General features: G+C 59.5%; 22 protein-coding genes and 1 riboswitch. Of the genes, 7 read left to right on the top strand and 15 right to left on the bottom strand.

The features are described from left to right. The first annotated feature begins 1 nt into the window (after position 1). The 3 genes from ACZ25R_RS03725 to ACZ25R_RS03715 are packed head-to-tail and all read left to right on the top strand — an operon-like array spanning position 2 to position 3014. On the top strand, positions 2-1069 hold the full coding sequence (locus tag ACZ25R_RS03725) for an ABC transporter ATP-binding protein (protein ID WP_472460084.1): 1068 nt from the start codon (positions 2-4) through the stop codon (positions 1067-1069). Between the two features lies 1 nt (position 1070). Continuing rightward, entirely contained in the window at positions 1071-1952 is an 882-nt protein-coding gene (locus ACZ25R_RS03720) for a MurR/RpiR family transcriptional regulator (protein ID WP_346306186.1), read from the top strand. Between the two features lie 3 nt (positions 1953-1955). After that, a complete protein-coding gene (locus ACZ25R_RS03715; RefSeq protein WP_472460083.1) occupies positions 1956-3014 on the top strand; it encodes a D-TA family PLP-dependent enzyme in 1059 nt (352 codons plus the stop codon). On the opposite strand, the gene ACZ25R_RS03710 is transcribed toward ACZ25R_RS03715, so the two are convergent. Continuing rightward, entirely contained in the window at positions 3011-3718 is a 708-nt protein-coding gene (locus ACZ25R_RS03710; protein WP_472460082.1) for a DUF3053 family protein, read from the bottom strand. The two genes, ACZ25R_RS03715 and ACZ25R_RS03710, sit on opposite strands and share 4 nt — an antisense overlap. A gap of 350 nt (positions 3719-4068) precedes the next feature. Between ACZ25R_RS03710 and ACZ25R_RS03705 the strand changes: the two genes are divergently transcribed. After that, entirely contained in the window at positions 4069-4491 is a 423-nt protein-coding gene (locus ACZ25R_RS03705) for a hypothetical protein (protein WP_464664741.1), read from the top strand. An 82-nt stretch (positions 4492-4573) separates the two neighbouring features. Further along, positions 4574-4762: a hypothetical protein gene (locus ACZ25R_RS03700; RefSeq protein WP_463012736.1), complete on the top strand. Its 189-nt coding sequence runs from the start codon at positions 4574-4576 to the stop codon at positions 4760-4762. 2 nt (positions 4763-4764) lie between these two features. Here the strand turns inward: ACZ25R_RS03700 and ACZ25R_RS03695 are convergent, their stop codons facing one another. The 5 genes from ACZ25R_RS03695 to ACZ25R_RS03675 form a co-directional block, all read right to left on the bottom strand. Beyond that, positions 4765-5526, bottom strand: coding sequence for an ABC transporter permease (locus ACZ25R_RS03695; RefSeq protein WP_223614639.1), 762 nt, complete (start codon positions 5524-5526; stop codon positions 4765-4767). After that, positions 5523-6449: an ABC transporter ATP-binding protein gene (locus ACZ25R_RS03690; protein WP_346306191.1), complete on the bottom strand. Its 927-nt coding sequence runs from the start codon at positions 6447-6449 to the stop codon at positions 5523-5525. Before ACZ25R_RS03690 ends, ACZ25R_RS03695 begins: the two co-directional genes overlap by 4 nt. A 221-nt stretch (positions 6450-6670) precedes the next feature. After that, positions 6671-8860 carry a TonB-dependent siderophore receptor gene (locus ACZ25R_RS03685; protein WP_472460081.1) on the bottom strand — a complete coding sequence of 730 codons (2190 nt, stop codon included), beginning with the start codon at positions 8858-8860 and terminating at the stop codon, positions 6671-6673. 171 nt (positions 8861-9031) lie between these two features. Further along, the gene (locus tag ACZ25R_RS03680; RefSeq protein WP_472460080.1) at positions 9032-9913 is read right to left on the bottom strand and encodes a helix-turn-helix domain-containing protein; all 882 of its coding nucleotides are present in this window, start codon (positions 9911-9913) and stop codon (positions 9032-9034) included. 227 nt (positions 9914-10140) lie between these two features. Next, positions 10141-11367 (bottom strand): MFS transporter, encoded by a 1227-nt coding sequence (locus tag ACZ25R_RS03675; protein WP_346306194.1) that lies wholly within the window; start codon positions 11365-11367, stop codon positions 10141-10143. A gap of 131 nt (positions 11368-11498) precedes the next feature. Between ACZ25R_RS03675 and ACZ25R_RS03670 the strand changes: the two genes are divergently transcribed. Beyond that, positions 11499-12326, top strand: a complete 828-nt coding sequence (locus tag ACZ25R_RS03670) for an AraC family transcriptional regulator (RefSeq protein WP_223614644.1) — start codon at positions 11499-11501, stop codon at positions 12324-12326. Here the strand turns inward: ACZ25R_RS03670 and metH are convergent. The 8 genes from metH to hemP all read right to left on the bottom strand — a co-directional run bounded on the left by metH (position 12311) and on the right by hemP (position 24779). Next, positions 12311-16087, bottom strand: coding sequence for a methionine synthase (gene metH / locus ACZ25R_RS03665; RefSeq protein WP_472460079.1), 3777 nt, complete (start codon positions 16085-16087; stop codon positions 12311-12313). The two genes, ACZ25R_RS03670 and metH, sit on opposite strands and share 16 nt — an antisense overlap. Before the next feature lie 192 nt (positions 16088-16279). Then, a complete protein-coding gene (locus ACZ25R_RS03660; protein WP_130272649.1) occupies positions 16280-17419 on the bottom strand; it encodes a ribonucleotide-diphosphate reductase subunit beta in 1140 nt (379 codons plus the stop codon). A 53-nt stretch (positions 17420-17472) separates the two neighbouring features. Continuing rightward, positions 17473-20352, bottom strand: a complete 2880-nt coding sequence (locus tag ACZ25R_RS03655) for a ribonucleoside-diphosphate reductase subunit alpha (protein WP_472460077.1) — start codon at positions 20350-20352, stop codon at positions 17473-17475. A gap of 108 nt (positions 20353-20460) precedes the next feature. Beyond that, a riboswitch (cobalamin riboswitch) is annotated at positions 20461-20671 on the bottom strand. A gap of 50 nt (positions 20672-20721) precedes the next feature. After that, complete coding sequence (locus tag ACZ25R_RS03650) at positions 20722-21513, bottom strand: heme ABC transporter ATP-binding protein (protein ID WP_472460076.1); 792 nt, start codon at positions 21511-21513, stop codon at positions 20722-20724. Between the two features lie 2 nt (positions 21514-21515). Next, positions 21516-22637 (bottom strand): FecCD family ABC transporter permease, encoded by a 1122-nt coding sequence (locus ACZ25R_RS03645; protein ID WP_472460075.1) that lies wholly within the window; start codon positions 22635-22637, stop codon positions 21516-21518. Then, positions 22634-23551: a heme/hemin ABC transporter substrate-binding protein gene (locus ACZ25R_RS03640; RefSeq protein ID WP_472460074.1), complete on the bottom strand. Its 918-nt coding sequence runs from the start codon at positions 23549-23551 to the stop codon at positions 22634-22636. Before ACZ25R_RS03640 ends, ACZ25R_RS03645 begins: the two co-directional genes overlap by 4 nt. 4 nt (positions 23552-23555) lie before the next feature. After that, positions 23556-24614 carry a hemin-degrading factor gene (locus tag ACZ25R_RS03635; RefSeq protein ID WP_472460073.1) on the bottom strand — a complete coding sequence of 353 codons (1059 nt, stop codon included), beginning with the start codon at positions 24612-24614 and terminating at the stop codon, positions 23556-23558. Positions 24615-24638: 24 nt separating this feature from the next. Further along, complete coding sequence (hemP, locus tag ACZ25R_RS03630; protein ID WP_472460145.1) at positions 24639-24779, bottom strand: hemin uptake protein HemP; 141 nt, start codon at positions 24777-24779, stop codon at positions 24639-24641. 188 nt (positions 24780-24967) lie between these two features. On the opposite strand from hemP, the gene ACZ25R_RS03625 reads away from it, so the two are divergent. Further along, positions 24968-25237 carry a hypothetical protein gene (locus tag ACZ25R_RS03625; RefSeq protein ID WP_472460072.1) on the top strand — a complete coding sequence of 90 codons (270 nt, stop codon included), beginning with the start codon at positions 24968-24970 and terminating at the stop codon, positions 25235-25237. A gap of 20 nt (positions 25238-25257) precedes the next feature. Here the strand turns inward: ACZ25R_RS03625 and ACZ25R_RS03620 are convergent, their stop codons facing one another. After that, on the bottom strand, positions 25258-26202 hold the full coding sequence (locus tag ACZ25R_RS03620) for a substrate-binding domain-containing protein (RefSeq protein WP_346306407.1): 945 nt from the start codon (positions 26200-26202) through the stop codon (positions 25258-25260). Positions 26203-26244: the final 42 nt, after the last annotated feature.

Raw genomic sequence — 26244 nt, 5'->3', positions numbered from 1 at the left:
CATGGCCGGACTTCAGATCAAACAACTCGTCAAATCCTACGGAGCCATGAGCGTTCTGCATGGCATCGATCTTGAGGTGCGTGACGGCGAGTTCCTCGTTCTCATCGGCCCTTCCGGCTGCGGCAAGTCCACGCTTCTGCGCATGATTGCCGGTCTCGACGATATTTCTTCGGGAGAGCTATGGATCGGCGATCGCCTGACCAATGGCCTCGCGCCGCAGCAGCGCAATATTTCGATGGTCTTCCAGAGCTATGCGCTGTTCCCGCATATGACGACGCGCAAGAATATCGGCTTTGGCCCGAAAATCCGGCGGGAAGCCGGAACTGTTATCGATGCCAAGGTGAACAAGGCAGCGGAAACGCTCAACCTGCACAACTATCTCGACCGCCTGCCGCGCCAGCTTTCGGGCGGCCAGCGCCAGCGCGTTGCCATGGGCCGGACCATCGTGCGGGAACCCGACCTGTTCCTGTTCGATGAACCGCTGTCCAATCTGGATGCCAAGCTGCGCGTGCAGATGCGCACGGAAATCAAGGCGCTGCATCAGCAGCTCAAGACAACCATCGTCTATGTGACGCACGACCAGATCGAGGCCATGACCATGGCGGACCGGATCGTGGTGATGAATGGCGGCCGCATCGAACAGATCGGCTCGCCGCTCGAACTCTATGACCAGCCCGCCAACAAATTCGTCGCCGGTTTCCTTGGCTCGCCCGCCATGAGCTTCATTCCCGGTACGCTGGAGCGGGGTGACGGGATGGTACGCATGCGGACATCGGATGGTTTCGCGATCCCGGTTGGCGATACGACGGCCGCTTCCGGTCAGCCGATTGAGGTGGGCATCCGTCCGGAACATTACCGCCTGGCGGCTAGCGGTCAGGGTTTCCCTTATAAAGTTGCCGTGATCGAGCCGACCGGCTCGGAAACGCATCTTTTCGGCACGATTGCCGGCGTGGATGTGCGCGCGGTGTTCCGTGACCGCATTGCGCCGGAACCGGGCAGCCAGATGATGTTGACGGTTGATCCCGGCAAGGTGCACGTCTTCGACGGGAAAACCGGAAACCGGATCTGACATGGCTTCGCCGCTTTTTGACATTGTTGCCCGGTTGCGTGAGATCGCCGAGAATGGCCAGCGCTCCGATCAAAGGGTGGCGGCCGCCGTTCTGGCTGATGCGGATTTTGCCACCCATGCGTCCATCGAAAAGCTGGCGGAAAAGGCCGGGGTCAGCGAGCCGACGATTACCCGTTTCTGCCGCTCGCTCGGCTTCGAAGGCACCCGTGATTTCAAGGTGGGGCTTGCCCAGTCGCTGGCGGTTGCCGGGCGGTTCATCTCGGTCAATGCCGCCGATGGTTCGGCGAGCCATGGCATTCCGTCCATCATAGCAACCAGTGCCGTCAGTGCGATTGAAACGGTGACCAATCTCATCGACCGGGCAAGTCTCGACCGCGCTGCGGCTATCGTTGCCGGTGCCGGTATGGTTCGTGCCTACGGGTCGGGCGGTGCCTCGTCTATGGCCGCGACCGAGCTCGAAAACCGGTTGTTCCGGTTGGGTCTTCCGGCCTCCTCCCATATCGATGGCGAAATGCAGCAGATGACCGCTGCTACCAGCAACAGGGATACGGTCATCGTCGCCTATTCCCTGTCCGGCGAAGTCAAGCCGGTCATCGACGCGGTGACCATTGCCGGGCGCTACGGGGCAAAGACAATTGCGTTCACGGCGGCCAAGTCGTCCTTGGCGGCCGCGGCGCAACTGGTCTTGCCTTTTCACATCGAAGAAGGCACGAATGTCTACCGGCCCTCACCTGCCCGCTATGCCCTGCTTGCCCTCACCGATATGCTGGCCATGAGCGTGGCGGAAAAAATCGGCGCGCCCGCAGTGGAACGCATGCGCCGGATCAAGAATCTTCAGGGCATGCAAAAGAGCGATGCACCCAACCTTCCGCTTGGAGACTGAGAATTGAAACTGTCCGACCTTGATACGCCTGCCGTTCTGATCGATGTGGATCGGGCCGATGCCAACCTGCAACGCTTCCAGGCCTATGCCGATGCGCATGGGCTGCGCGTGCGCCCGCATATCAAGACGCACAAGCTGCCGCGTTTTGCCAAACGGCAGGTGGAACTTGGCGCTGTCGGCATCACGTGCCAGAAGCTGGGCGAGGCTGAAGTGATGGCCGACGCCGGTTTGACCGACATTTTCATTCCCTACAATATCATCGGCAAAGCCAAGCTCGACCGGCTCGTTGTCCTGCACGGACGCATCACGCTTGCGGTGACGGCGGACAGCGCCGCAACCGTCAGCGGTCTTGCCGCGGCCTTTGCCGGTTCGGCGAAGCCGCTCGAGGTTCTGGTGGAATGCGATACGGGCATGGGCCGCTGCGGCGTGCAGACACCCGATGACGCGGTTGCGCTGGCGAAGGTGATCGACGCCGCCGACGGTCTTCGCTTCGCCGGTTTCATGACCTATCCGAAAGCAGGTGGCGTGCTGGAGAACCAGGCATGGCTGGCAACGGCAAAGCAGAAAGCGGCCGATGCAGGACTTGATCCGCGCATCATCTCCAACGGCGGTTCGCCCGATATGTGGCGGGCTCACGAGGTGACGGCGGCCACCGAACATCGGCCCGGCACGTATATCTATATGGACCGGTTTCAGGTGGCAAAGAATGCCGGCACCTGGGACGATTGCGCCCTCACCGTTCTGGCAACCGTGGTCAGCCGCCCGACGGACAATCGCGCGGTCATCGATGCCGGGTCAAAATCGCTGTCGAGCGATACGTTCGGCATGGAAGGGTTCGGGCGGATTGTCGAATTTCCCGATGCGGTGATCACCTCACTCAGCGAGGAGCACGGGACGATCGACGTGTCGGCGTGTAAATCCAAGCCGCAGATCGGTGACCGGGTCCGGATCATTCCCAATCACGCCTGCGTGGTCTCCAATCTCTTCGACAGCGTGGTGCTGATATCAGGCGACGCGGTCGTCGACATTGCCCCCGTCGCCGCGCGAGGCCGGGTCGGCTAGTTTCCGTAGATGGCCGCGCGCATTTTCCGCTGCGCGTCGGACATTGCCTGCCCCTTGGCGTTGACCTGATCGAGCAGGATGTTCAACTGTGCCTGGATGGTGGGATCCGACACTTCGAACATCGAGCCGGAGATGGTGATCTTGTCCTTGTTCTGATCGACGAAATCGACAACCTTCAGGAGGATGTCAAAGGTCTCGCTCGTGGCCGGAAAGATTTCCTTGTAGGTGTTGGCGAGATTGCTCACGGTCTTTTCATAGGCCTTGTCAAAGACGGGCTTGAGGTCTTCCGGCTGCTTCAGCGCCGCATGGGCCTTGTCGGCGACGCTCTGTTCTTCATCCATGGTTGTGCGCAGCGTGCTGAGGCCGGCATAGGCGGCCTTGATGTCATCCTTGCGGTTCATGGCATCGTCGATGGAGGTGATTGCGCCTTTGGCAGCAAGGGCTTCCATGGGTTTGCTGATCTTTTCGTTCATCGCCGCATGAAAATCGGTAATGATCTTGTATTGTGCTGCATAGCTGCCAAGAGACTTGGTTTCTTCCGTGGTCAATTGCGGGACGCTCACGCCCTTCTTGTCGACAATGCGCGTCTGCAGAAAGTCGATGAATGCCTTGCGCTGGGTGGCCTCGTTGTCCGAACAGGCGGAGATCGAGAAGGCCATGAACACGGTCATCACAGCCGCAATGGCAAAACGGAATCCTGGCATTTTGTTATTTTCCTTTTCTTCTTCTTGACGTCCGCTCAGGCAAGTGGCCTGAACGATAGGGCCTGTCGGCCTTGTTGCTCCCTGTGGTGCTGCAGAAATTGGGCGCCAGCATGGGAAGAGTGGCATTTCCCTCAAAATTGATCGGATCGCTGGGTAGGGCCTAGTGCAGAAAGATATGTTGCACAACCGTGACGGGCGCCGTCAGGCATGTTTTCCAGAAGCAATGGAAGCTGCGGGAGGCCGGGGCCGAGCCATCTTGCATGCCGGACCGATCGATCAAGGCTCCGATTGTGGCCGCTCCCGATTGGCCATAGAATGCCATGCGTTCAGGGCCGGAGGAAGGAATTGCCATGGAGGAAGATGCTGCTGAGTTTGCTCATCGTTTGCGACATCGTGCAGTGACCTATGGGGTCCTGACCTGCGTTCTTATGGTGGCAACGTCGCTCATCGCCGACAAGGGCGGCGCTGTGCTTGCCGGCCTGTGGCCCCTGATGATGATGGGCGGGCTCATCACCCTGTTGCTTACCGGCTACCTCCTGTTTGATGCCGCTCTGTTTCGCTTCATCGCCTCGCATGAGGATGAACTGGATGGGTGCAAGGCTCTGGACGACATGCTGGCGCGGATGCGGCTGCGGTCCCGTCCGGAAAAGACGCGGCCGTTGCAGGCCAGAATATCGGGGACCAAGAGCGTTCTGGTGAAATTGCATATCGCCTTTGCCGCGTTTGTCACCCTGTTCGTGGCACTCGTTGTCTACGGATTCTGGGGGCACTGAAGGGACTCGACTCCCGGCGGGTCTTTCCTGCATCATGCAGGCCTTCGCCAGAGCTTATGCGTGCGGGACACGGGGAATGCGTATGGGGCCAACTGTAAAGGTGTTGTTCAAGCAGCCTGTTTTGCCAAGCGGCCCGGCAGACGTCGTCGAGCCCGATCCGGACCGCTTTGCCGTGCTGAAGCCGGAAGAAATCCCGGCGGCCTTCCTTTGCGCCGAGGAGCGCAATCATACGACGGATGATCGCGATCCCTTCCAGCGCTGGGAAGAATAGGCCTAGCTTTTCAGCCTGTACCCCGTCTTGAACATCCAGCGCACAATCAGAATGCAGACGATGAGGAACACCAATGTCATGGCAAGACTGGTTCCGATGTGCACGTCAGACAAGCCGTAAAAACTCCAGCGAAAGCCGCTGATGAGATAAACGACCGGATTGAACAGGGTGACCGTGCGCCAGAACGGCGGAAGCATGTCGATGGAGTAGAAGCTGCCGCCCAGGAACGTCAGCGGCGTGACGATCATCAGCGGCACCAGCTGCAGCTTTTCAAAGCCGTCGGCCCATATGCCGATGATGAAGCCGAACAGACTGAATGTCACCGCGGTGAGCACGAGAAACAGCACCATGACAAAGGGATGCTCGATCCGCATCGGCACGAACAAGGCGGCCGTTGCCAGAATGATCACGCCGAGAATGATCGATTTCGACGCCGCCGCGCCGACATAGGCGATGACAATCTCGAAATAGGACACCGGTGCCGACAGCAATTCATAGATCGTCCCGGTGAATTTGGGAAAGTAGATACCGAAGGACGCGTTGGAAATGCTCTGCGTCAGCAGCGACAGCATGACCAGTCCCGGTACGATGAACGCACCGTAGCTGACGCCATTGATCTCGGGAATGCGCCCGCCAATGGCCGAACCGAAGACGACAAAGTACAGGCTGGTGGAAATGACAGGCGAGATGATGCTCTGCATGATCGTGCGCCAAGTGCGATGCATTTCAAAGAGATAGATCGCACGGATCGCGTAAAGGTTCATTTGCGTTCCCTCACCAGATTGACGAAGATTTCCTCGAGAGAGCTTTGCTTCGTCTGAATGTCGTTGAACCCTATGCCTGCCTTGTCCAGATCCTTGAGCAGGGAGGCAATGCCGGTTTTGTCCTCATGTGCATCGTAGCTGTAGATCAGCTCGCTGCCGCTGGCGGCCAGTTCGAGCCCGTACTTGGCCAGAGTGTCGGGTACGGCCGAATGCTCTTCCTGCAAATGCAGGCGCAGCTGCTTCTTGCCCAGCGAGCGCATCAGTTCGTGCTTTTCTTCGACCAGGATGATCTCGCCTTTGCTGATGACGCCGATGCGGTCCGCCATCTGTTCGGCTTCCTCGATGTAGTGGGTCGTCAGGATGATGGTCACGCCGGACTCGCGCAAGGCGCGCACAACATTCCACATGTCGCGGCGCAGCTCGACGTCGACACCGGCGGTCGGTTCATCGAGGAACAGGATCTCCGGTTCGTGCGACAGTGCCTTGGCAATCATGACGCGGCGCTTCATGCCGCCGGACAAGGTGATGATCTTGTTGTCTTTCTTGTCCCAGAGCGAAAGGTCTTTCAGGATCTTCTCGACATGGCTGGGTTTGGACGGCTTTCCGAACAGGCCGCGGCTGAAACTCACCGTGTTCCATACCGTCTCGAAGGCATCAGTCGTCAATTCCTGCGGCACCAGGCCGATCTTGGTGCGCGCCGCACGATATTCCTTCTGGATGTCGTGCCCATCGGCAAGGATCGTGCCGGACGTCGGATTGACGATGCCGCAGATGGTGCTGATCAGCGTCGTCTTGCCGGCGCCGTTGGGGCCGAGCAAGGCAAAGATTTCACCGTGATGAATGTCGAGATTGATGTTCTTGAGTGCTTCAAACCCGGAATCATAGGTTTTATGCAGATTGGAAACAGATATGGCTGAGGACATGGGGTCTATCCGGACGGAATTTTCGGTTGCGACGTCTCCGGTAGAATGAAACAGGAGGCCTGAACCGTCATTGGAAGAATGGTTTTCCTTATATGGTGATCCAAACTGGTTTTCAAACCACCTCCTGACAAAACGAGTCAGGAGGCCCATCAAACAAAACACCCGCCATGCGACATGCATGGCGGGTGTCCGGATGGCAGTTTTCTACAAGGGCTGTGCAACTACCATTTGGTGTGGGCTGAAAGCGTGATCGTCCGGCCGTCGCCATAACCGCAGACCGCCTCGCCGTCGCAGCCCTTGACATAGGCCTTGTCGAAAAGATTGGTGACATTGAGGGCAACGCCCCAGTTGTCCTTCTCGTAACGGATAGCGGCATCGAACAAGGTGGCGCCGGGAACCTTCAGCGTGTTGGCCTTGTTGGCGTAGGACTCGCCCTGATAGCGGACCCCTGCCCCGAGATTGACCCCTTGCAGCGGTCCCTGGTCGACTGTGTAATCCAGCCAGAACGCGGCGGACACTTTCGGGACGATTGTCGGCCAGTTGCCGATCAATGCCGGGTCCTCATCCTTGGTAATCTCCATATCGAGCACGGTCAGCGATGCCAGGGCCTTCCAGTTCTGGTCGATATTGACCTTGCCTTCCAGTTCCAGCCCGGTCGATGTGACCTCGCCCAGCTGTGTGTCGATGAAGGTACCTGGAATGCGCGACAGCGCATTCTGCTTGGTGATCTGGAACACGGATGCCGTCAGCAAACCGTCAACGAAATCCGGGGCGTATTTGACACCCGCTTCGAACTGATAGCCCTCTTCCGGCTTCAGCGGTTCGCCAAGGGTGACGCCAATCACCGGATTGAAGAAGGTTGCCGCGCTGATATAGGGCGTCACGCCGTTCGAGAATTCATAGCCGAGCCCGACACGGCCGCTGACGGCGCTCTTGTTGTAGTCATAGGTCGGGCCAAGCGGGAAGAACGGGCCTTCGGCGGAATCCGACGCGATGTTGACGTAGTCATAGCGGCCGTTCAGGGTCATCAGCCAGCCATCGCCGAACCGCACCTGATCCTGCGTGTAGACGCCAATCTGGTTCATCTTCAAAACCTGATCGAGATAGACGCTGGTCGGGCCCTGCGGGGCACCGTAGACCGGATTGCTGGCGCTGATCGGCGTTGCACCGCCCGATGCCTGCACCTGGTCGATCTTGAAATATTTGTAGTCGACGCCGAACAGGAAATTGTGTTCGAGCGCGCCGGTGGTGAATTGCTTCTCGGCCCGGTTGTCCATCAGGAACGTGTCGACTTTCGTATCGTGGTTGAAGCCGATCCGGTACAGGAGATTGTCCGGCGTAGTCGGTTTCAGACCGCCGCCATAGGGGAAGGCGGGATCAACATAGCCATAGGGATAGGGGCTGGTTTCCTTCTTGTTCTGATGGCCGTAGCGTACATTCTGGCTGAGCTTCCAGCCATTGTCGAATGTGTGTTCCGCTTCGTAGCCAAACAGATATTGGCGGTTCTGGCCGTCATCGATACCTGGTTCGGTGAAGTTCGCCTTGCGGCTGATCTTGCCGAATGCCGCGTCCTTGACGGTGCCGTAATAAGGCAGGAACCCGCCGCCCGCATGGGTCTGGTCGAGGGCGGAGAACTGGCCGAACACGGTGACTTTTGTGTCGGCTGATGGCGCATAGGTGATCTGCGGCATCAGCGAGCCGCGGAAATCCTTGGCGAAATCCGTCTGTTGCTCGCCGCCGGCGATCCGACCGGTGAAGCGGTAGGTCCAGACGCCGTTTTCATCGAGCTTGTCGCCGACATCGACGCCGAGATAGGCATTGCCATATTGGTTGACACCCGTCTCGATCCGGCCGAAGCGATCCTTTTCCGGACGTTTGCTCACCATATTGACGATGCCGCCGGGATTGGCGCCACCATAGAGAACCGAAGCGGGGCCCTTGAGGACTTCCACCCGCTCAAGCATGAAGGGATCGATCTGGAATCCGCCGAAACCATAGCCGAAGAGCGGCAGGCCATCGAGGAAAACGCCGCTTTGCGTGGCCTGGAAGCCACGAATGAAAATCCAGTCCGTATCGGGGTCTTCGCCGAAGGGCGCTGCGGTGATGCCTGCGGTATAGCGCAGGGCTTCATCGACTTTCTTGACGCCGCGATCCTGCAGTTCCTGCTGGCCGACCACGGAAACGGACTGGGGAATGGCGGTGATCGGCAGGGCGGATTTCGAACCGGCGGTGGTCTTCTTGGCGACGTAGCTGTTGACCGGTCCGGTCGCCGTGCCGTTGCCGCCATCGATGACGATTTCCTTGAGGACGATGGATTCTTCCGCCATGGCTGCGATTGGCAGAAGCGCAATGCTGAGGGTTGTGCCGGCAAACAGAAGCCCTGCCCGCCGTGTCCGGTTATGTCTTGTCATGTGTCGCCCCAAAAAACCCCAAAGAACAATGACACCGCACGCCGCTGCGCCCGCGCCAATATCATCGTATGCCTGAAATATTATGACTATTTAACTCAACTATAAGTGCGGGTCTTGTCCGAAATCGCGGCCGTTGAATGTTTTTGGGCTAAAGTCGCCTGGCGGTAATGCTTATTTCCGGCTGCGTTGCCAGGCGGCCGGCGTGAGGCCGGTGTGCTGGCGGAACACGCGGGTGAAATGCGCCTGATCGGCAAAGCCTGCGAGCTCCGCGATGTGGTTGAGACTGTGGCCGGTCCGCAGCAGCATTTCTTCAATGCGGCGCACGCGCGCGCGCATCTGCCACTGGTGCGGCGGCATGCCGGTCGAAGCCTTGAAGGCATGACTGAAATGCGATTGCGACAATCCGGTCAGATCAGCCAGTTCCTGCAGGCGGACCGCACGCATCCAGTTTTCACCGAGATAGTTGGTGACACGGCGCAGCTGCCAGGGCGCAAGTTTGCTGCGCTTGCGCTCTGCTTTAGCCTTGATGTCGAACAGCAGCGTGAAGACCGAGATTGCCAGGCTCTCGCCATAGAGCGGGTGCAGCGGATCGGGATTGGCACACTCCCCCGCCATGAGATTGGCCAGAGCCAGGATGCGCGGATCGGAAAACATCAGGCGCGGCCGCGTGACCGCGCCAAGATCGACCCCGTCGCCAAAGCGTTTGACCAGTGTTTGGACGTTGAAGTGCAGGTCGATGTGGCGGATATGCTTGACCTCGCGGAGGCGGGACCAGAGCGGCATTCCCGCCGGGACATAGCACATCGGATTGGCAACGCCATCGCTGCCGAGATCCTTGCTCTGCGGGTCGAGCCGCACGTTGAACGTGCCGGTGTTCAGACCGTCGAGAACGATGAAAAGTCGGGGGTCCCTCGCCTCATACTGACCGCTGGCGTCGGGCGCGCAATTCACGCTGAATAGATCGGCGACAACACCGTCCCAGGCGCGCTGCTGCAAGCCCCCGACGACGGAAAAGCCGTTTATCTTGGTATTCATCTGCGGTTGAAACGTCATTCGATTGGCATAAAACCATTGGAAATATCAGGCAACGCCAATGATTTGGAACGCTTCCAGAAGGTTTTGCATCAGCTTATAAAATATGAGTAACGAAATCATCTTTAACCATTGAAATCGTTGAGCCAATTGAAAACGGGCCCGGAACACGCGCGTTCCGGACCCGTTACGACAAAGGGCTGTTATTTCAGCGACTGTCGCCGGATGGCAACAATGCTGCAGCCTGTTTACGCCGGGACCGCCACGGGCTCGCCCTTCACCTCGCGCATGCTCGGCAGGAAGATGGTCAACAGGCCGAGGAATGGCAGGTAGGAACAGACCATATAGACAAAGTCGATTCCCTTGTTGTCGGCAACGACCCCGAGAACCGCGGCTGCAATTCCGGCCATGCCGAAGGCGAAGCCGAAGAAGATGCCGGCGATCATGCCGACCCGGCCCGGCACAAGCTCCTGTGCGAACACCACGATGGCCGGGAATGCCGAGGACAGGATGAGGCCGATGAACACGGTCAGCACGCCGGTCCAGAACAGGTTCGCATAGGGCATCAGCAGTGTGAACGGCAGGACGCCCAGGATCGAGAACCAGATGACGGTCTTGACGCCGATCTTGTCGCCAACCAGTCCGCCGCCGATGATGCCGACAGCAGCGGCGCCGAGGAACAGGAACAGCATCAGCTGCGACTGCTGTACGGTGATGCCGAATTTGTGGATCACGTAGAAGGTGTAGTAGCTGGAGATGCTGGCGAGATAGATGTTCTTGCTGAACACCAGCAGTGTGAGAATGATCAGCGACATCGTTACCTTGCGGCGCGGCAGTTTCAGGGTACGGCTGACCGGCGGCTTTTTCGCATTGGCGGCGCGATAGCGCTGGTACCAGTTGCCGACCTGATACAGGACGATCATGCCGATCAGTGCCGCCGCCGAGAACCAGGCAATGCTCTGCTGGCCGTGCGGCAGGATGATGAACGCTGCAAGCAAAGGTCCGAGCGCCGTGCCGAAATTGCCGCCGACCTGGAACAGCGACTGGGCGAGGCCATGACGTCCGCCGGATGCCAGGCGCGCGACGCGCGAAGACTCCGGATGGAAGATGGACGAGCCGATGCCGATGAAAGCGGCGCCGATCAGCAGCATCGAATAGTGCGTGGCGATCGACAAGAGGCCGAGGCCAACCAGCGAAAAGCCCATGCCGACCGGCAGGGAATAGGGCATCGGGCGCTTGTCGGTGTAGGTGCCGACGACAGGCTGCAGCAGGGACGCTGTCACCTGAAAAGTGAGCGTCAGCAGGCCGATCTGCTTGAAGTCGAGACCATAGTTGGTCTTGAGCATCGGATAGATGGCCGAGAGCATGGACTGCATCATGTCGTTGAGCAGATGGCAGAAGCTCACGGCAAAGATGATGCCGAAGGCAGTTATTTCAGCGGAAGAGCGCTGTGCGGGCAGGGATGTATCGGTCATATCGGGCGTTCCATCGGAAAATGAGGGTGTTGATTGCGTGCTTCGCGTCACCCTTCCCTTCCCTGATATACCTGTTGCACAAAACCTGCCTTCGTGGTTTGGTCTATTTCTTTCGCAAGTGGGCCAAGCCGATGCTCTATCTGAAGTTTCCCGAGATGAGTTTCCACGCCAGGGATCTGGGGCGTGTGCATCTGCAGCGGCTGGAATGGCTTGAGCAATCGAAGGGCGATGTGGTTGCCGGATTGGCGCACTATCCCACGGGGTGCCATGTTCCGGAGCATCAGCACAGCCTGTCGCAACTGCTGCACGCGATGACCGGGGTTGTCATGGTCTCCACCAAGTTCGGCCGCTGGATGGTGCCGCCGCATCATGCGCTATGGCTGCCGGCGGGCGTGCGGCATGCGGTGGATATGCACGGCGATGTCGCCATGCATTCGATCTATGTCCGTCCCGATGCCGTTGAAGGATTGAAGAACCATCTGCACGTGGTTGCTCTGACCCCGCTCATGGATACGCTGATCCGGGAGGTTGTCGCTTCTCCGTCCGACGAGCAGGCGAGCCCGCGCACGACGTTCATGATGGGATTGCTGCTGCACGAGATTCCCAAGCTGGAAGAGCGCCCGCTCGGCCTGCCCTTCCCCGATGACACCAGGCTGGCGGCGCTGTGCCGGGGTTTTCTGCAAGACCCTTCGCCCCGCACCAATATCGACAACTGGGCCGATCGCCTCGGCATGAGCCGCCGCACCTTTACGCGGTTTTTCCGGCGCGAGACGGGCTTGAGCCTGTCGACCTGGCGCCAGCAGGCCTGCCTGCTATCCGCCTTGCCGCGTCTGTCCGGAGGCGAAGCGGTGACCAGCGTTGCGCTCGATCTCGGTTACAACAGCGTTCCCGCCTTTACCACCATGTTCAAACGCATGCTGGGCGCCCCTCCCCGCAACTATCTTCACTCCGCCGCCTGAACCCGCGGGGCCGGAACATAGTTGAGGATCGGGCCGAGCCAGCGCTCCACCTCTTCGACGGGCATTGCCTTGCGCTCCGAATAATCCTCGACCTGGTCGCGCTCCACCTTGGCGACGCCAAAGTAATAGGATTCCGGGTGGGCGAGATAGACGCCCGAAACCGACGAGCCCGGCCACATGGCGTAGCTTTCGGTGAGGCGCACGTTGATCTGCCTTTCCGCGTCGAGCAGGCTGAACAGCGTATCCTTTTCCGTGTGATCGGGCTGCGCGGGATAGCCGGGTGCCGGGCGGATGCCGCGATAGGGCTCGCCGATCAGTTCATCTGGCTTCAAAGTTTCATCCGGTGCATAGCCCCAGAATTCCTTGCGCACCCGTTCATGCATCAATTCGGCAAAGGCTTCGGCAAACCGGTCGGCAAGGGCCTTCACCAGAATCGACGAATAGTCGTCATTCGCCCGCTCGAACCGTTCGGCAATGGCGATTTCTTCTATGCCTGCCGTCACGACGAAACCGCCGATGTAATCCCCTTTGCCGCTGGCAACAGGGGCGACGAAATCCGAAAGCGCAACGTTCGGGCGGCCATCGCGCTTCGACAGCTGCTGGCGCAATGTATAGAGTGTGGCGAGCTCTTTCAGGCGCCCCTCGTCGGTGAACAGGCGGATATCATCGCCGACGGTTCCCGCCGGCCAGAAGCCGATGACGGCTTTCGGATTGAACCACTTTTCCTCGATGATCTTGGCCAGCATGGCCTGCGCGTCGGCAAACAATTGCCGCGCTGCCGCGCCCTGATGTTCGTCTTCGAGAATGGCGGGATAGCGGCCCTTCAGCTCCCAGGTCTGGAAGAATGGCGTCCAGTCGATGTAGCGCGACAGTTCGGCGAGGTCGTAATTTTCGAACACCCGCGTTCCAAGGAAGGACGGCTTCGGCGGTTCATAGCCCGACCAGTCGATCCTGTGGGCATTGGCGCGGGCCTTTTCCAGTGACAGCCGCTGCTTGTCTGCCTCATTGCGGGCATGGGTCTCGGCAACCCTCGTGTATTCGCTACGGATGTTATCGACAAAGCCACCCTTGGTGTCCGGCGAGAGAAGTTGGGAGACGACGCCGACGGCACGGCTCGCATCGGTGACATAAACCGTCTGGCCCTTGTGATAGCGCGGATTGATCTTCACCGCCGTGTGCACGCGGCTGGTCGTTGCCCCTCCGATCAGAAGCGGAATATTGAACCCTTCGCGCTCCATCTCGGACGCCACATGCACCATTTCGTCGAGCGACGGCGTGATCAGGCCGGAGAGGCCAATGATATCGACGTTCAGCTCCTTGGCTGTCTGCAGAATCTTGGTGGCGGGCACCATCACGCCGAGATCGATGATCTCGTAATTGTTGCAGGCGAGAACGACACCGACAATGTTCTTGCCGATATCATGCACGTCGCCCTTGACAGTCGCCATCAGCACTTTGCCGGCGCTTTCGCGTTCACTCGTGCCGCCATTGGCCAGTTTCTCCGCCTCCATATGCGGCAGAAGCAGCGCGACGGCCTGTTTCATCACGCGGGCGGATTTCACCACCTGCGGCAGGAACATCTTTCCTGCACCGAAGAGATCGCCGACAACGTTCATGCCCGCCATCAGCGGACCTTCGATCACATGCAGCGGCCGTTCGGCCGCAAGCCGCGCCTCTTCCGTGTCGACATCGATGAATTCGGTAATGCCATTGACGAGCGCATGGGAAATGCGGTCGGCCACGCTCCATTCGCGCCAGGCGAGATCACGCTCGCGCGCTTCCTTGCCGGCGGATCCCTTGTAGCGTTCGGCGAGGTCGAGCAGCCGTTCCGTCGCATCGTCGCGGCGGTTGAGCACGACATCCTCGCAGGCCTCGCGCAATTCCGGATCGATGGATTCATAGACCGCCAGCTGCCCGGCGTTGACGATGCCCATGTCCATGCCGACCTGGATCGCATGGTAGAGGAACACCGCATGCATGGCTTCGCGCACGGGCTCGTTGCCGCGGAACGAAAAGGACAGGTTCGAGATGCCGCCGGAGATGTGGACATGCGGCAGCGTTTCGGTGATCTGGCGTGTCGCTTCGATAAAGGCAACGCCATAACCATTGTGTTCCTCGATGCCGGTGGCAACCGCGAACACATTCGGATCGAAGATGATATCTTCGGGCGGGAACCCGGCTTCCTTGGTCAGGAGTTCGTAGGCGCGGGTGCAGATCTCGACCTTGCGCTCCAGCGTATCGGCCTGGCCCTCCGTGTCGAAGGCCATGACCACGACGGCTGCGCCATAGGCGCGGACGCGTTTGGCATGGTGCAGGAAAGCCTCCTCCCCCTCCTTCATGGAGATGGAGTTGACGAGCGGCTTGCCCTGCACACATTTCAATCCGGCCTCGATGACATCCCACTTGGAACTGTCGATCATGACGGGCACGCGGGCAATATCCGGCTCAGCGGCGATCAGGTTGAGGAACTCGACCATCGCCTTCTCGCTGTCGATCAGGCCTTCATCCATATTGATGTCGATGATCTGCGCGCCATTGGCAACCTGGTCGCGCGCCACATCCAGCGCCGTGGCAAAGTCGCCGGCGGTGATCAGCTTGCGGAACTTGGCCGAGCCGGTGATGTTCGTGCGCTCGCCGACATTCACAAATGGAATGTCCTTGGTCAGCGTGAACGGCTCAAGGCCGGACAGGCGCATATGCGTGGAAATTTCCGGGATCTGGCGCGGCGGATATTTGCTGACCGCCGCGGCAATCGCCCGGATGTGATCGGGCGTCGAACCGCAGCAGCCGCCGACGATGTTCAGCAGGCCTTCACTGGCAAAGCCTTCCAGCTGCTCGACCATCGCTTCGGGGCTTTCGTCATACTGGCCGAATTCATTGGGCAGACCGGCATTGGGATAGGCGCAGACAAATGTATCGGCAACGCCGGAGATTTCAGCCAGATGGGCGCGCATCGCATTGGCGCCAAGCGCGCAGTTCAGGCCGATGGTGAAGGGTTCCGCATGACGCACGGAATGCCAGAATGCCGTCGGCGTCTGACCGGACAAGGTGCGGCCTGAGAGATCGGTGATCGTGCCCGAAATCATGATGGGCAGCGTAATGCCCTTTTCCTCGAACACTTCCTGTGTGGCGAACACCGCTGCCTTGGCGTTCAGCGTGTCGAAGATCGTTTCGATGAGGATGATATCGGCGCCGCCATCCATCAGGCCGCGCACCTGATCCGCGTAGGCGACGCGCAGATCGTCGAAGGTGACGGCGCGATAGCCGGGATTGTTCACGTCAGGCGAAATGGATGCGGTGCGGTTCGTCGGTCCGAGCGCCCCGGCCACGAAGCGGCGCTTGCCGTCCTTCTGTTCGGCCTTGATCGCGGCCCGGCGGGCAAGGCGGGCGCCATCGCGGTTCAGCTCATAGACAACCTCTTCCATGCTGTAGTCAGCCTGGGCAATGGTCGTGGAAGAGAAGGTGTTGGTTTCGAGAATGTCCGCACCGGCCATGGCATAGGCGTAGTGGATGTCCTCGATGGCCTGGGGCTGCGTGAGAATCAGAAGGTCGTTATTGCCCTGCAGGTGACAGGAGCAGTCGGCGAAGCGTTCGCCGCGGAAATCGTCCTCGTTCAGGCTGAGGCCCTGAATCTGCGTGCCCATGGCCCCGTCGAGAATCAGGATGCGTTCGCGCGCCGCCTTGGTCAGCGCTTCAAACACCTCCGAGCCATCCCGCGGAGCGCCCATGGGACCGAACAGATTATCGACTGCAATATTCATGACTCAAACGCCTCTTGGCCATCTTGGGATGAGAGGCGTAAACTCACATAAAGATATCTTTATGTCAACAAATCAATTCCATTGGCGGCAGATTCTGTCGCAGCTGCGGCGTCCTGTCCCGCCGCAGCCGTGATGCCCGCATCAAGCGCGGTCAGGCGACGAAAATATCCTCGGGAGCCGGCATTATACGCGTCAATCCCATGCCAGCGCCCCGCCATTCTGGTATTCGATGACCCGGGTTTCGAAAAAATTCTTTTCCTTCTTCAGATCCATGGCTTCCGACATCCACGGGAACGGATTGTCCGTGTCGGGAAAGACCTGTGCGAGACCGAGCTGGGCGCAGCGGCGGTTGGCGATGAAGTGCATATAGCTTTCGCAAAGCGCAGCATTCAGCCCGAGGAACCCGCGCGGCATGGTATCGCGGCCGTAGGACGCCTCAAGCTCTGCTGCATCCCTGATCATCCCGCGCAGTTCTTCGGTGAAAGCCTTGGTCCACAGATGCGGATTCTCATGACGGATCTGGTTGATCACGTCGATGCCGAAATTCATGTGGATGCTCTCGTCGCGCAGGATGTACTGATACTGTTCGGCAATGCCGACCATCTTGTTGCGCCTGCCAAGCGACAGGATCTGGGCAAAGCCCGTATAGAACCACATGCCCTCGAAAATGACGTAGAAGGCGACGAGATCGCGCAGGAATTGCTGATCCATCTCCGGCGTGCCGGTCTTGAAATCCGGGTTGTCGAGATTTTGCGTGTGCTTGAGCGCCCATGCCGCCTTGTCGGTGATCGATGGCACTTCGCGATACATGTTGAAGAGTTCGCCCTCGTCCAGCCCGAGACTTTCCACGATATACTGGAAGGTGTGGGTGTGGACGGCTTCCTCGAAAGCCTGACGCAAGAGATACTGGCGGCATTCCGGATTGGTCAGATGCCGGTAGATGGCAAGGACAATATTGTTGGCAACAAGTGACTCGGATGCCGCGAAGAAACCGAGATTGCGCTTGATCATGCGGCGTTCGTCGTCGGTTAGCCCGTCCCTGGATTTCCACAGGGCGATATCTGCCTGCATCGATACCTCAGTCGGCATCCAGTGATTGTTGCAGCCATTGAGATATTTCTCCCAGGCCCAGTGATATTTGAGCGGCAGAAGCTGGTTGACGTCGGCACGTGAATTGATCATCGCCTTGTCGTCGACGCGCACACGGCCACCGCCGCGTACGATATCGCCAAGACCCGTGGCATCGGCGGCGGGTGCCTGATCCGGTGCAAGGGCGGGGTGGATGGCGCGGGCCGCATTGGCGGCAGCTTCGGTGTTGGTCCAGTCAAGCATGGTCTTTTCCTTCAATTCATTGCAAAGCATGTGTGGCAGGCGCGGTTGCGCGCTTACTGGCAGGCTTCACAGTCCGGATCATTGATCGAGCAGGCATTACCGGCCGGTTCCGACAGGATGATCGGTTCGGCAATCGGCTTGGCGGCGACAGCGTTGAGCTTGCCATCGGTACCTTTCAGCGTGGACTTTTCCACGTGCGAGGCCGAGCGCGAGCGCAGGTAATACGTCGTCTTCAGGCCGCTGTTCCAAGCGAGGCGATAGAGCTCGTCCAGTTTCTTGCCGCTCGGGTTGGCAATGTAGAGATTGAGGGACTGAGCCTGATCGATCCATTTCTGCCGGCGCGAGGCCGCGGCAATCAGCCATGCACTGTCGATTTCGAATGCCGTGGCATAGAGCGCCTTGAGGTCGGCGGGAATGCGGTCGATCTCACCCACCGAGCCGTCGAAATATTTCAGGTCCGAAATCATCACCTCGTCCCATAGCCCGCGCTGCTTCAGGTCATGCACCAGTGCTGCATTCACGACAGTGAAGTCGCCCGACATGTTGGATTTGACGAATAGGTTCTGATAGGCGGGCTCGATGGACTGGGCAACGCCGCAAATGTTCGAAATCGTTGCGGTGGGGGCAATCGCCATGGTGTTGGAATTGCGCATTCCGGTTGTCGTCACCCGCTTGCGCAGGGCTTCCCAGTCAAGGGTAGTGCTGCGATCCATCGAAAGCCTGGCGCCAGCCGCCATGCGGGCCTGATCGAGCAGTTCGATGGAATCGATCGGGAGAATGCCTTTTGACCAGAGCGAACCGCTGAAGCTCGGATAGCTGCCGCGTTCGCTGGCGAGGTCAACAGATGCCGAAATGGCGTGATAGGAAATGGCTTCCATGCTGAGATCGGCGAAAGCCACGGCCTCGTTGGAGGCGTAGGGAATACGCAATGCCTGCAATGCATCCTGGAAGCCCATCAGCCCGAGGCCGACCGGACGGTGACGCAGGTTGGAATGGCGCGCTTCCGGAATCGTGTAGAAGTTGATGTCGATGACATTGTCGAGCATGCGCATGGCCGTTGCCACAGTGCGCGCCAGACGCTTGAGGTCGAGACCTTCGGCTGCAATGTGATTGGCAAGATTGATCGAGCCGAGGTTGCACACCGCAACCTCATCCTTCGATGTGTTGAGGGTAATTTCCGTGCACAGGTTCGAGGAATGCACCACGCCGACATGACCCTGCGGCGAGCGGATATTGCAGGGGTCCTTGAACGTGACCCATGGGTGGCCGGTCTCGAACAGCATCGTCAAAATCCGGCGCCAGAGATCCAGTGCCCGCACGGTGCGGAAGACACGGATTTCCCCGCGTGCGGCCTTGGCTTCATAGGCCTCGTAGGCGGATTTGAATGCCGCGCCATAGAGGTCGTGCAAATCCGGCGTCTCGTCGGGTGAGAACAGGGTCCATGGCTCGTCCGCCTCGACGCGGCTCATGAACAGGTCAGGCACCCAGTTGGCAGTGTTCATGTCATGGGTGCGGCGGCGGTCGTCACCGGTATTCTTGCGCAGATCGAGGAACTCCTCGATGTCGACATGCCAGGTCTCGAGATAGGCGCAGACCGCGCCCTTGCGCTTGCCGCCCTGATTGACCGCGATGGCCGTATCATTGGCCACTTTCAGGAACGGTACAACGCCCTGGCTTTCACCGTTGGTTCCCTTGATATGGGCGCCAAGGCCACGCACGGGCGTCCAGTCATTGCCAAGACCGCCGGAATATTTTGCCAGAAGCGCATTGTCCTTCACCGCCTTGAAGATGCCATCGAGATCGTCGGCGACGGTGGTCAGGAAGCAGGAGGACAGCTGCGGGCGCAACGTGCCCGAATTGAACAAGGTCGGGGTGGAAGCCATGAAGTCGAACGACGACAGCAGATCGTAGAATTCGATGGCGCGTGCTTCCCGGTCGATCTCACGGGTGGCGAGGCCCATGGCAACGCGCATCAGGAAGGCCTGTGGCAGTTCGAACCGGATACCGCGTGTCTGCTGGAGATAACGATCATACAATGTCTGCAGGCCAAGATACTGGAACTGCAGGTCGCGTTCCGGCTTCAGAGCGGCTGATATTTTCCGCAGGTCGAAGCGGGCGAGTTCCGGATCGAGCAGTTCGGCTTCAATGCCGGCCTTCACATAGGCGGGGAAATAATCGGCGTATCGCTCCGCCATTTCATGCTGGGTCGCCTGTTCGGGCCTGCCGAAGACAAAGCTCAAGGCTTCGCGGCGCAGTTTGTCGAGAAGCAGCCGCGCGGTGACAAAGGAATAGTTCGGTTCTGTTTCAACGAGTGTGCGTGCAGCCAGAATGGGCGCAAGCGACAATTCATCGAGCGTGATACCGTCGTAAAGATTGCGCTGGGTTTCGCTGAGGATCGGTGCGGCGCTGACCCCCTCAAGTCCTTCACAGGCTTCATCGATGATGCGGGCGAGGCGCGCCGCATCGAGCGGTGCCCTGGTTCCGTCGAGGAGCGTAACGCTCAGCGACGGGCCGGTTGTGGCCACGGGTTCCACCAGTTTTGCGCGTTCTCTCGCGCGTTCTTCCCGATAGAGCACGTAAGCACGCGCAACCTTGTGGTTTTCGCTGCGCATGAGGGCAAGTTCGACCTGATCCTGCACATCCTCGATGTGGAACAGACGGCCTTCACTGCTGCGGCGCTTCAATGTTGTCACGATGTCGGCGGTCAAGCCTTCGACGACATCGTGCACACGGCGCGAACCGGCAGCGACATTACCTTCGACGGCGAGGAAGGCTTTGGTGAGAGCAACGGTGATTTTCAGCGGGTCGAAGGGCGTGACCGAGCCATTGCGGCGAATGACGCGATAGCCGGGCTCGCTGGATGATGGCAGCAATTCGGCGGGACGAACCGGCGACTGACCGTCGACGCGGGTGGTTTGAAGAGAAAGAGACATGTGCTTATACCCCAAATGTTGGGGGCAAAGGTCGAGCGCACGCGTGCAAGAATCCGGTCAGCTTGCGGCCGACCATTGCAAGCGACACACCGGGACACCCCGCCCGTGGACGTTCATCATGTCATGGCAGGTCTCCTGGCTCACAGGTCGACGCTGGTGTCGGCCTTCCCGAAGCGCGGCTCCAGTGGCATTGTCGACAACAACTCGCTGTTTACAGTTGCGGGGGCAGCGCCGGTATCAATGTCCAGGACATTTCACCGGCTTCCCTCTTAGCTCCCGGTCTTGCGACTCGGGGAGAACCATAACATCTATATTTAGTATCAAATCACCGTTTTTAGTCAATAGGTGGATGGCGGCATCTTCACTTGCTCAGAACACTGCGGATTGCGGCAAGACGAACGGCACGGATTTTCCGGGCAGACCGCCCACCTTGAGCGCACATTCATAGACGCGCAGGATGCGGTCATCGGTCAAGACCTCCATGGGGGTGCCCACAGAATCGGCCCTCCCCCTGTGCATGACCACCACCCGGTCGGCAAACATGGAGGTGAGGTTGAGGTCATGCAGGATCGCGATGACCCCGCCACCGCGATCGGCAAAGTCGCGGGCAATCTGCATGATGATCAGCTGATGTTTGATATCGAGGCTCGATACCGGCTCATCGAGGAACAGAAAGCGCGGCTGGCCGTCGAGCACCGGCTGCCAGACCTGGCAGAGGACGCGCGCCAGTTGCACCCGCTGCTGCTCGCCGCCGGAGAGTTCCTGATAGAACCGCCCGCCGAAACCCGCGAGGTCAACGCGCTCAAGCGCTTCATCGGGCAGTGTGTCCACGTTGTGGCGCGAAACACCGGAGCGGCCGCTGGTCATGCCCAGCTTGACGATCTCACGCACGGTAAACGGGAAGGACAGCGAGGTGGATTGCGGCAGGATCGCCCGCATGGTTGCCATCTGCCAGAGCTTCAGCCGGTCGATCGGCGTGCCGTTGATGCTGATGACGCCCTCATGCGGCAGATCACCGGAGAGTGCGCGCATCAGGGTCGTTTTGCCTGACCCGTTGGGGCCGACGATAACTGTGAATGCGCCGGCCTGCGCATCAAAGGATACGTCCTCGACGATTCTGTTTCGGCCGAGGGATACGAAGACATCGGAAACACGGATCATGGTCAGAGGTCCAGAATGCCGCGGCGGCGCAGCAATATCCACAGGAAGAACGGTGCGCCGACGGCTGCCGTGACGATGCCGATCGGCAGTTCCGATGGCGCAACAATCGTTCGGCTGACCGCATCGGCAATCAGCAGCAGGCTGGCGCCAAGGAGGGCGGCGGCCGGCAGGAGATAGCGATGATCGGGACCGATCACGAGGCGCAGCAGATGCGGAACGACGACGCCGACAAAGCCGATGCCGCCACTGACCGCAACCGATGCGCCGGTGGCCGCAGCGACGGTGACAATGGCAATGCGTTTGAACCGCTGCACCGGGATGCCGAGATGGCTGGCCGATGCTTCCCCGAGGGCGAGCCCGTTGAGGCCGCGGGCGAGGAACGGTGAAATGACGAGGGCGAGCGCAATGAGCGGGCCTGATGCGGCGATCTTGACCCAATTGGCTCCCGCCAGCGATCCCAGCCCCCAGAATGTCAGATCGCGCAACTGTTTGTCGTCGGCGACATAGACCAGGACACCGATATAGGCGGCGGCCATGGCGCCGAGCGCAATACCGGCGAGCAGCATGGTGGCGATGGATGTCTGCCCGCGCCGCGTCGCGACGTGGTAGAGGATGAGCGTGAAGATGAGGGCGCCGAAGAAAGCGGCGAGCGGCAAGGCATAGAGACTGAACAGGGCGATCACCGGGGCGAGGAAGGTTCCGCCGAGAACGATGATGCTGACCGCGCCAAGCCCGGCGCCCGCCGAGACGCCGACGATGCCGGGGTCGGCCAGCGGATTGCGGAACAATCCCTGCATGACCGCGCCCGATACGGCGAGCGACGCGCCGATCAGCGCGCCGAGAATGACGCGGGGCAAGCGGATATCGTAAATGATGATGCGGTCGCGGACGGAGAGCGCATTGTCCGTGGTGTCGGATCCAGCAATCAGGGACTTCACGACGGAGAGGACAGATGCATCGGATGCACCAAAGGCAAGGCTGAAAAGGACTGTGGCAACGAGCGCCACGCACAGGCAGGCAATGACCATGCGCGCAAACGCCGACCGGTCACCCTCCGGGCGCAGTCTGCTGCCGCCCTGTGCGGAAGCAAGGACGGCAGGTTTTCTCAAGACGGTCTCACTCATTTGCCGAGTTCGTTGCCGTAAATGGCTTCTGCCAGCTCGTGAATTGCCTTGGGCGCACGCGGCCCGAAGCCCAGCAGATACTGACCACTCATGCGGATGATCTTCTTGTCCTTGCCGGCGGGCGTTGCGGCAATCGCCGTATTGGCAAGAAGGTCGGCATTGTCGGACGCATGGTCACCACCGCGGTCCATGACCAGAATGACGTCGGGTTTGGCCGTGATGATCGCTTCGTCCGTCAATGGCTTGTATCCGGGATATTCCGTGATCGCATTGTCGGCACCGGCCAGTGCGATGATCCCATTGGCTGCCGTTTTGGTGCCGGAGGCCATGATCTTGCCGCCCTGAGCGCTGAGCACAAACAGAATCCGCTTGCGGTTCTTGATGTTCTTCGTTGCGTCTTCAGCCGCCTGCAAATCCTTCTCGACTTGCGATGCCAGCTTTTCGGCTTTCTCATCAACACCGAGGGCTGTGCCCACCACGCGTATTTTCGCCGCGATACTCTTTCCTGTGTAATCTTCCGGCACAAAAACGAAGGGCACGCTGGCCTTCTTCAGGACATCGATGGTTTCCTTCGGGCCGCTGCCTTCCACGGCAATGATGGCTGTCGGGTTGATGGACAGAACCCCTTCGGCGGACAGCGCGCGCATGTAGCCGACATCGGGCAGCTTCTGCGCTGCCTCCGGGTAGGTACTCGTCTGGTCACGGCCGACGAGGTGCTGCTCCTCTTCGAGCGCATAGACGATCTCCGTGATAGAGTCGCCGATGGACACCACCCGGCTGGCATCGGGAAGACGCCCGGTGACTTCTTCTGCAGAAGCCATGCTTTGTGCGGAAAGCAATGCCATCAGCCCGGCGAGCGAAGCGGCGAGATGCAGCCTTGCCGGCTTGCTCTGGCGTTTAGCGAACATGGTCATTTCCTTACGCGGCCGAACGCAGGATGCGCGGCAGGTTTTCGACAAGCTGGCGCCAGTCTTCCCGCTCCCCCGAGCCTTCATGACGCTTGCCGAAGAACTGGATGATCATTTCCCCTTCGGCGCCGTAGGCTTCGAGCGATGTCACATGACCGTCCTTGGTCGGTTTGCGCACAGCCCACAACTCGGCAATGTGGTCGAGGCGCAGATGCATATGAAAGGTTTCATCGAGGATATTGAGCCAAGGCCCCATCGCCTTGATGTTCGCAATCGGACCCCAATGAATCTGGATGCAGCCACGATTGCCGACAAAGCACATGATCGGTATCTGCTCCTGCGCCGCATGCTGCATCATGGCGCTCAAGGCGTCGCGATCCAGCGCCCAGGCATAGTCCTGCCCGATCACCTGCACCGCCTGATGGCGCGTCATCTTCAGTGAACGCAGAATGCCGAAGAACTCATGCACATCCTTCATCTGGGTCCAGCGGTCCCGCAGGCCATCCGCATCGAGTTCATGAATTTCCGCAATCTTCTCCTCGGGCTTCGGCAAGGCCGTCAGTTCGATACTCTGCGACTGGTCGTCGAGACGCAACTTGGCAACAAGCGCGTGGTAGGCGTCGAGGTCCGAAGCGGGGCGCAGATGGATTTTGTGGATTGCCTCACCGGCGGCATCGAAGAACTGGAGACTGCGGCGGGTGAATTCGCCGTCCTGCTTTTCCACCGCGAAACCGTGCGCCCAGCTGTCGGGAAACAGCCGCAGATCGATCTGTTCGCCCAGCAGCATGGAGGCGTGCTTGCCGACGATGGGCTTGTCGTAGACGCCGATCTTTTCGTGCACGGCGCTTTCGTTGCGCGTCAGCGCCATCACCTCGCCGAGGGTCTGTATCTCGGTCAGGAAGGTCTCGATGCGCGGGGTGATGCGAATGACATTGAGGCCGCAAAAGGCTGCAACCAGATCAGCCTCGGTGATGCCAAGCTGCTGGGCAAGATCGCGCTCGCGCATTTTGGGGTTGTCTGCCCGAGCTTGCCGGATGTCCTGGGGTGCTGGCTTGTGCGTATCAGTCATTGTCTTCGGATGCCTATCAATGCGTTACTTGTTGAGAATGAGTTTGCCCTGGCGGGTGATTTTCAGGCGGTAAAGCGAGCCGGCATGTTCGATGCCGACTTCGTTGGAGCCGTCGAATAGGATTTCGCTGCCGTAAACGCGCATATCCGTTTGCCGGGCCGGCATGAGTTCGCGTGCGAGCGGGGCCAGCCTCGGAAGCCGGACTTGAAGATCGATGATTTGGCGTCGTGACATTGCTGGCCAGCCTTTTCGTGCTGTTGCTGCCGGAATGTTCCGGCAACGGATAGTTCAAACTTGACTCGTATGATCATATTTATTACTCAACATAAAGAGGAGTCAACGAGTCAAGTTAGTTGGCGCTTGAAAAACATCACAAAATTGCAAGCGCGCTGACCGCGAGCCTGCAAAAATTCTTGAAGTTCGAGCTATCCCGGCAAGCGCAACGGCTGGAAATTTCGACGTGCGACGCGCAATTTGCGGCAGGAAATGGTTTGAGCATGACCGCTGCTCCAGCCATGATGAAGCCTGCTGCAACAGGGAAGGCGTCGGGGTACGAGTCCTCCCCGGCGCCAACCCTGACAAAAGAAAAAGGCCCTTGCGGGCCTTTTCCATGTGCAGACTGATCATGCCCTGATCGTGGAGATCAGAACGGCGAATCAGGGAAGTAGAATTCCTTGGCATTGTCCTTGGTGACCAGGGTGGCATCCAGGATGTATTTGCCGCGTACAGGAACCTGATCGTAGAAATTGGCAACCGTCAGTTCGAGTGCCGTTGCGATCATGGACGGCGGATAGAGAACATTGATCGGTGTCATGGCATCGCCATCGCTGACGCGCTTGATCATGTCCTTCATGCCGGCACCGCCGATGACCATCTTGATGTCGGTGCGCTTGGCCTGGCTGATGGCCTCGAGCACGCCGACGGCCATGTCGTCATCCTGGCACCAGACGGCATCGATCTTCGGGAACTTGGTCAGATAGTCCTGCATGACCTTGAAGGCATCGTCGCGGGACCAGTTGCCGAACTGCTTGTCGAGCACCTTGATACCGCTTCCGGCAATGGCTTCGTCAAAACCCTTCTGGCGTTCTTCGTCAATGACGATCGGCAGGCCGCGAATGACCACGACGTCACCGGTGCCAAGCTTGTCCTTCAGATATTTGCCGGCGACACGGCCGAGCTCCGGATTGTTGCCGGCGACGTACAGATCCTGAATGCTCTGATCGGATAGGGCGCGGTCGACAACCGTGACGAATACGCCCTTTGCCTTGACCTGACGGATCGGGTCGGTCAGTTCGTCGGAATTATGCGGCAGGGTGACGAGGGCATCGATCCCCTGCGTGGTCAGGTCTTCGAGCGCATTGGCCTGGGAAGCACCATCGGGCGATGTCTTGATGGTGATCTTGAGGCCGGGATGGTTGGCCTCGAGAATTTTGGCCGCCCGTTCGGCGTGATAGACGACGCCGCCGGTCCAGCCGTGATCGGCAGCCGGAATGGAAACGGCGATATTGACTTTCTTGTCCGCGGCGTGAGCCAGGACCATGCTTGACGCGAGCAGCGCGCCGGCAAGTCCCACGATGAGTTTACGCATATTTCTCTCCCAAATATTCTACGGGCCTTTGTGTCGAGGTCG

The sequence above is a fragment of the Phyllobacterium sp. RCAM01083 genome, assembly GCF_055685835.1.
This window is presented reverse-complemented; position numbering and strand designations above follow the sequence as displayed.

Bases quoted from the DNA above. Each gene is read 5' to 3' on its own strand.
- ACZ25R_RS03650 (WP_472460076.1), bottom strand. From the start codon at position 21,513: ATGATCCGTGTTTCCGATGTCTTCGTATCCCTCGGCCGAAACAGAATC.
- ACZ25R_RS03685 (WP_472460081.1), bottom strand. From the start codon at position 8,860: ATGACAAGACATAACCGGACACGGCGGGCAGGGCTTCTGTTTGCCGGC.
- ACZ25R_RS03635 (WP_472460073.1), bottom strand. From the start codon at position 24,614: ATGACTGATACGCACAAGCCAGCACCCCAGGACATCCGGCAAGCTCGG.
- ACZ25R_RS03670 (WP_223614644.1), top strand. From the start codon at position 11,499: ATGCTCTATCTGAAGTTTCCCGAGATGAGTTTCCACGCCAGGGATCTG.
- ACZ25R_RS03725 (WP_472460084.1), top strand. From the start codon at position 2: ATGGCCGGACTTCAGATCAAACAACTCGTCAAATCCTACGGAGCCATG.
- ACZ25R_RS03720 (WP_346306186.1), top strand. From the start codon at position 1,071: ATGGCTTCGCCGCTTTTTGACATTGTTGCCCGGTTGCGTGAGATCGCC.
- ACZ25R_RS03710 (WP_472460082.1), bottom strand. From the start codon at position 3,718: ATGCCAGGATTCCGTTTTGCCATTGCGGCTGTGATGACCGTGTTCATG.
- ACZ25R_RS03640 (WP_472460074.1), bottom strand. From the start codon at position 23,551: ATGACCATGTTCGCTAAACGCCAGAGCAAGCCGGCAAGGCTGCATCTC.
- hemP (WP_472460145.1), bottom strand. From the start codon at position 24,779: ATGCCGGCCCGGCAAACGGATATGCGCGTTTACGGCAGCGAAATCCTA.
- ACZ25R_RS03620 (WP_346306407.1), bottom strand. From the start codon at position 26,202: ATGCGTAAACTCATCGTGGGACTTGCCGGCGCGCTGCTCGCGTCAAGC.
- metH (WP_472460079.1), bottom strand. From the start codon at position 16,087: ATGAATATTGCAGTCGATAATCTGTTCGGTCCCATGGGCGCTCCGCGG.
- ACZ25R_RS03675 (WP_346306194.1), bottom strand. From the start codon at position 11,367: ATGACCGATACATCCCTGCCCGCACAGCGCTCTTCCGCTGAAATAACT.
- ACZ25R_RS03655 (WP_472460077.1), bottom strand. From the start codon at position 20,352: ATGTCTCTTTCTCTTCAAACCACCCGCGTCGACGGTCAGTCGCCGGTT.
- ACZ25R_RS03645 (WP_472460075.1), bottom strand. From the start codon at position 22,637: ATGAGTGAGACCGTCTTGAGAAAACCTGCCGTCCTTGCTTCCGCACAG.
- ACZ25R_RS03660 (WP_130272649.1), bottom strand. From the start codon at position 17,419: ATGCTTGACTGGACCAACACCGAAGCTGCCGCCAATGCGGCCCGCGCC.
- ACZ25R_RS03705 (WP_464664741.1), top strand. From the start codon at position 4,069: ATGGAGGAAGATGCTGCTGAGTTTGCTCATCGTTTGCGACATCGTGCA.
- ACZ25R_RS03700 (WP_463012736.1), top strand. From the start codon at position 4,574: ATGGGGCCAACTGTAAAGGTGTTGTTCAAGCAGCCTGTTTTGCCAAGC.
- ACZ25R_RS03695 (WP_223614639.1), bottom strand. From the start codon at position 5,526: ATGAACCTTTACGCGATCCGTGCGATCTATCTCTTTGAAATGCATCGC.
- ACZ25R_RS03680 (WP_472460080.1), bottom strand. From the start codon at position 9,913: ATGACGTTTCAACCGCAGATGAATACCAAGATAAACGGCTTTTCCGTC.
- ACZ25R_RS03690 (WP_346306191.1), bottom strand. From the start codon at position 6,449: ATGTCCTCAGCCATATCTGTTTCCAATCTGCATAAAACCTATGATTCC.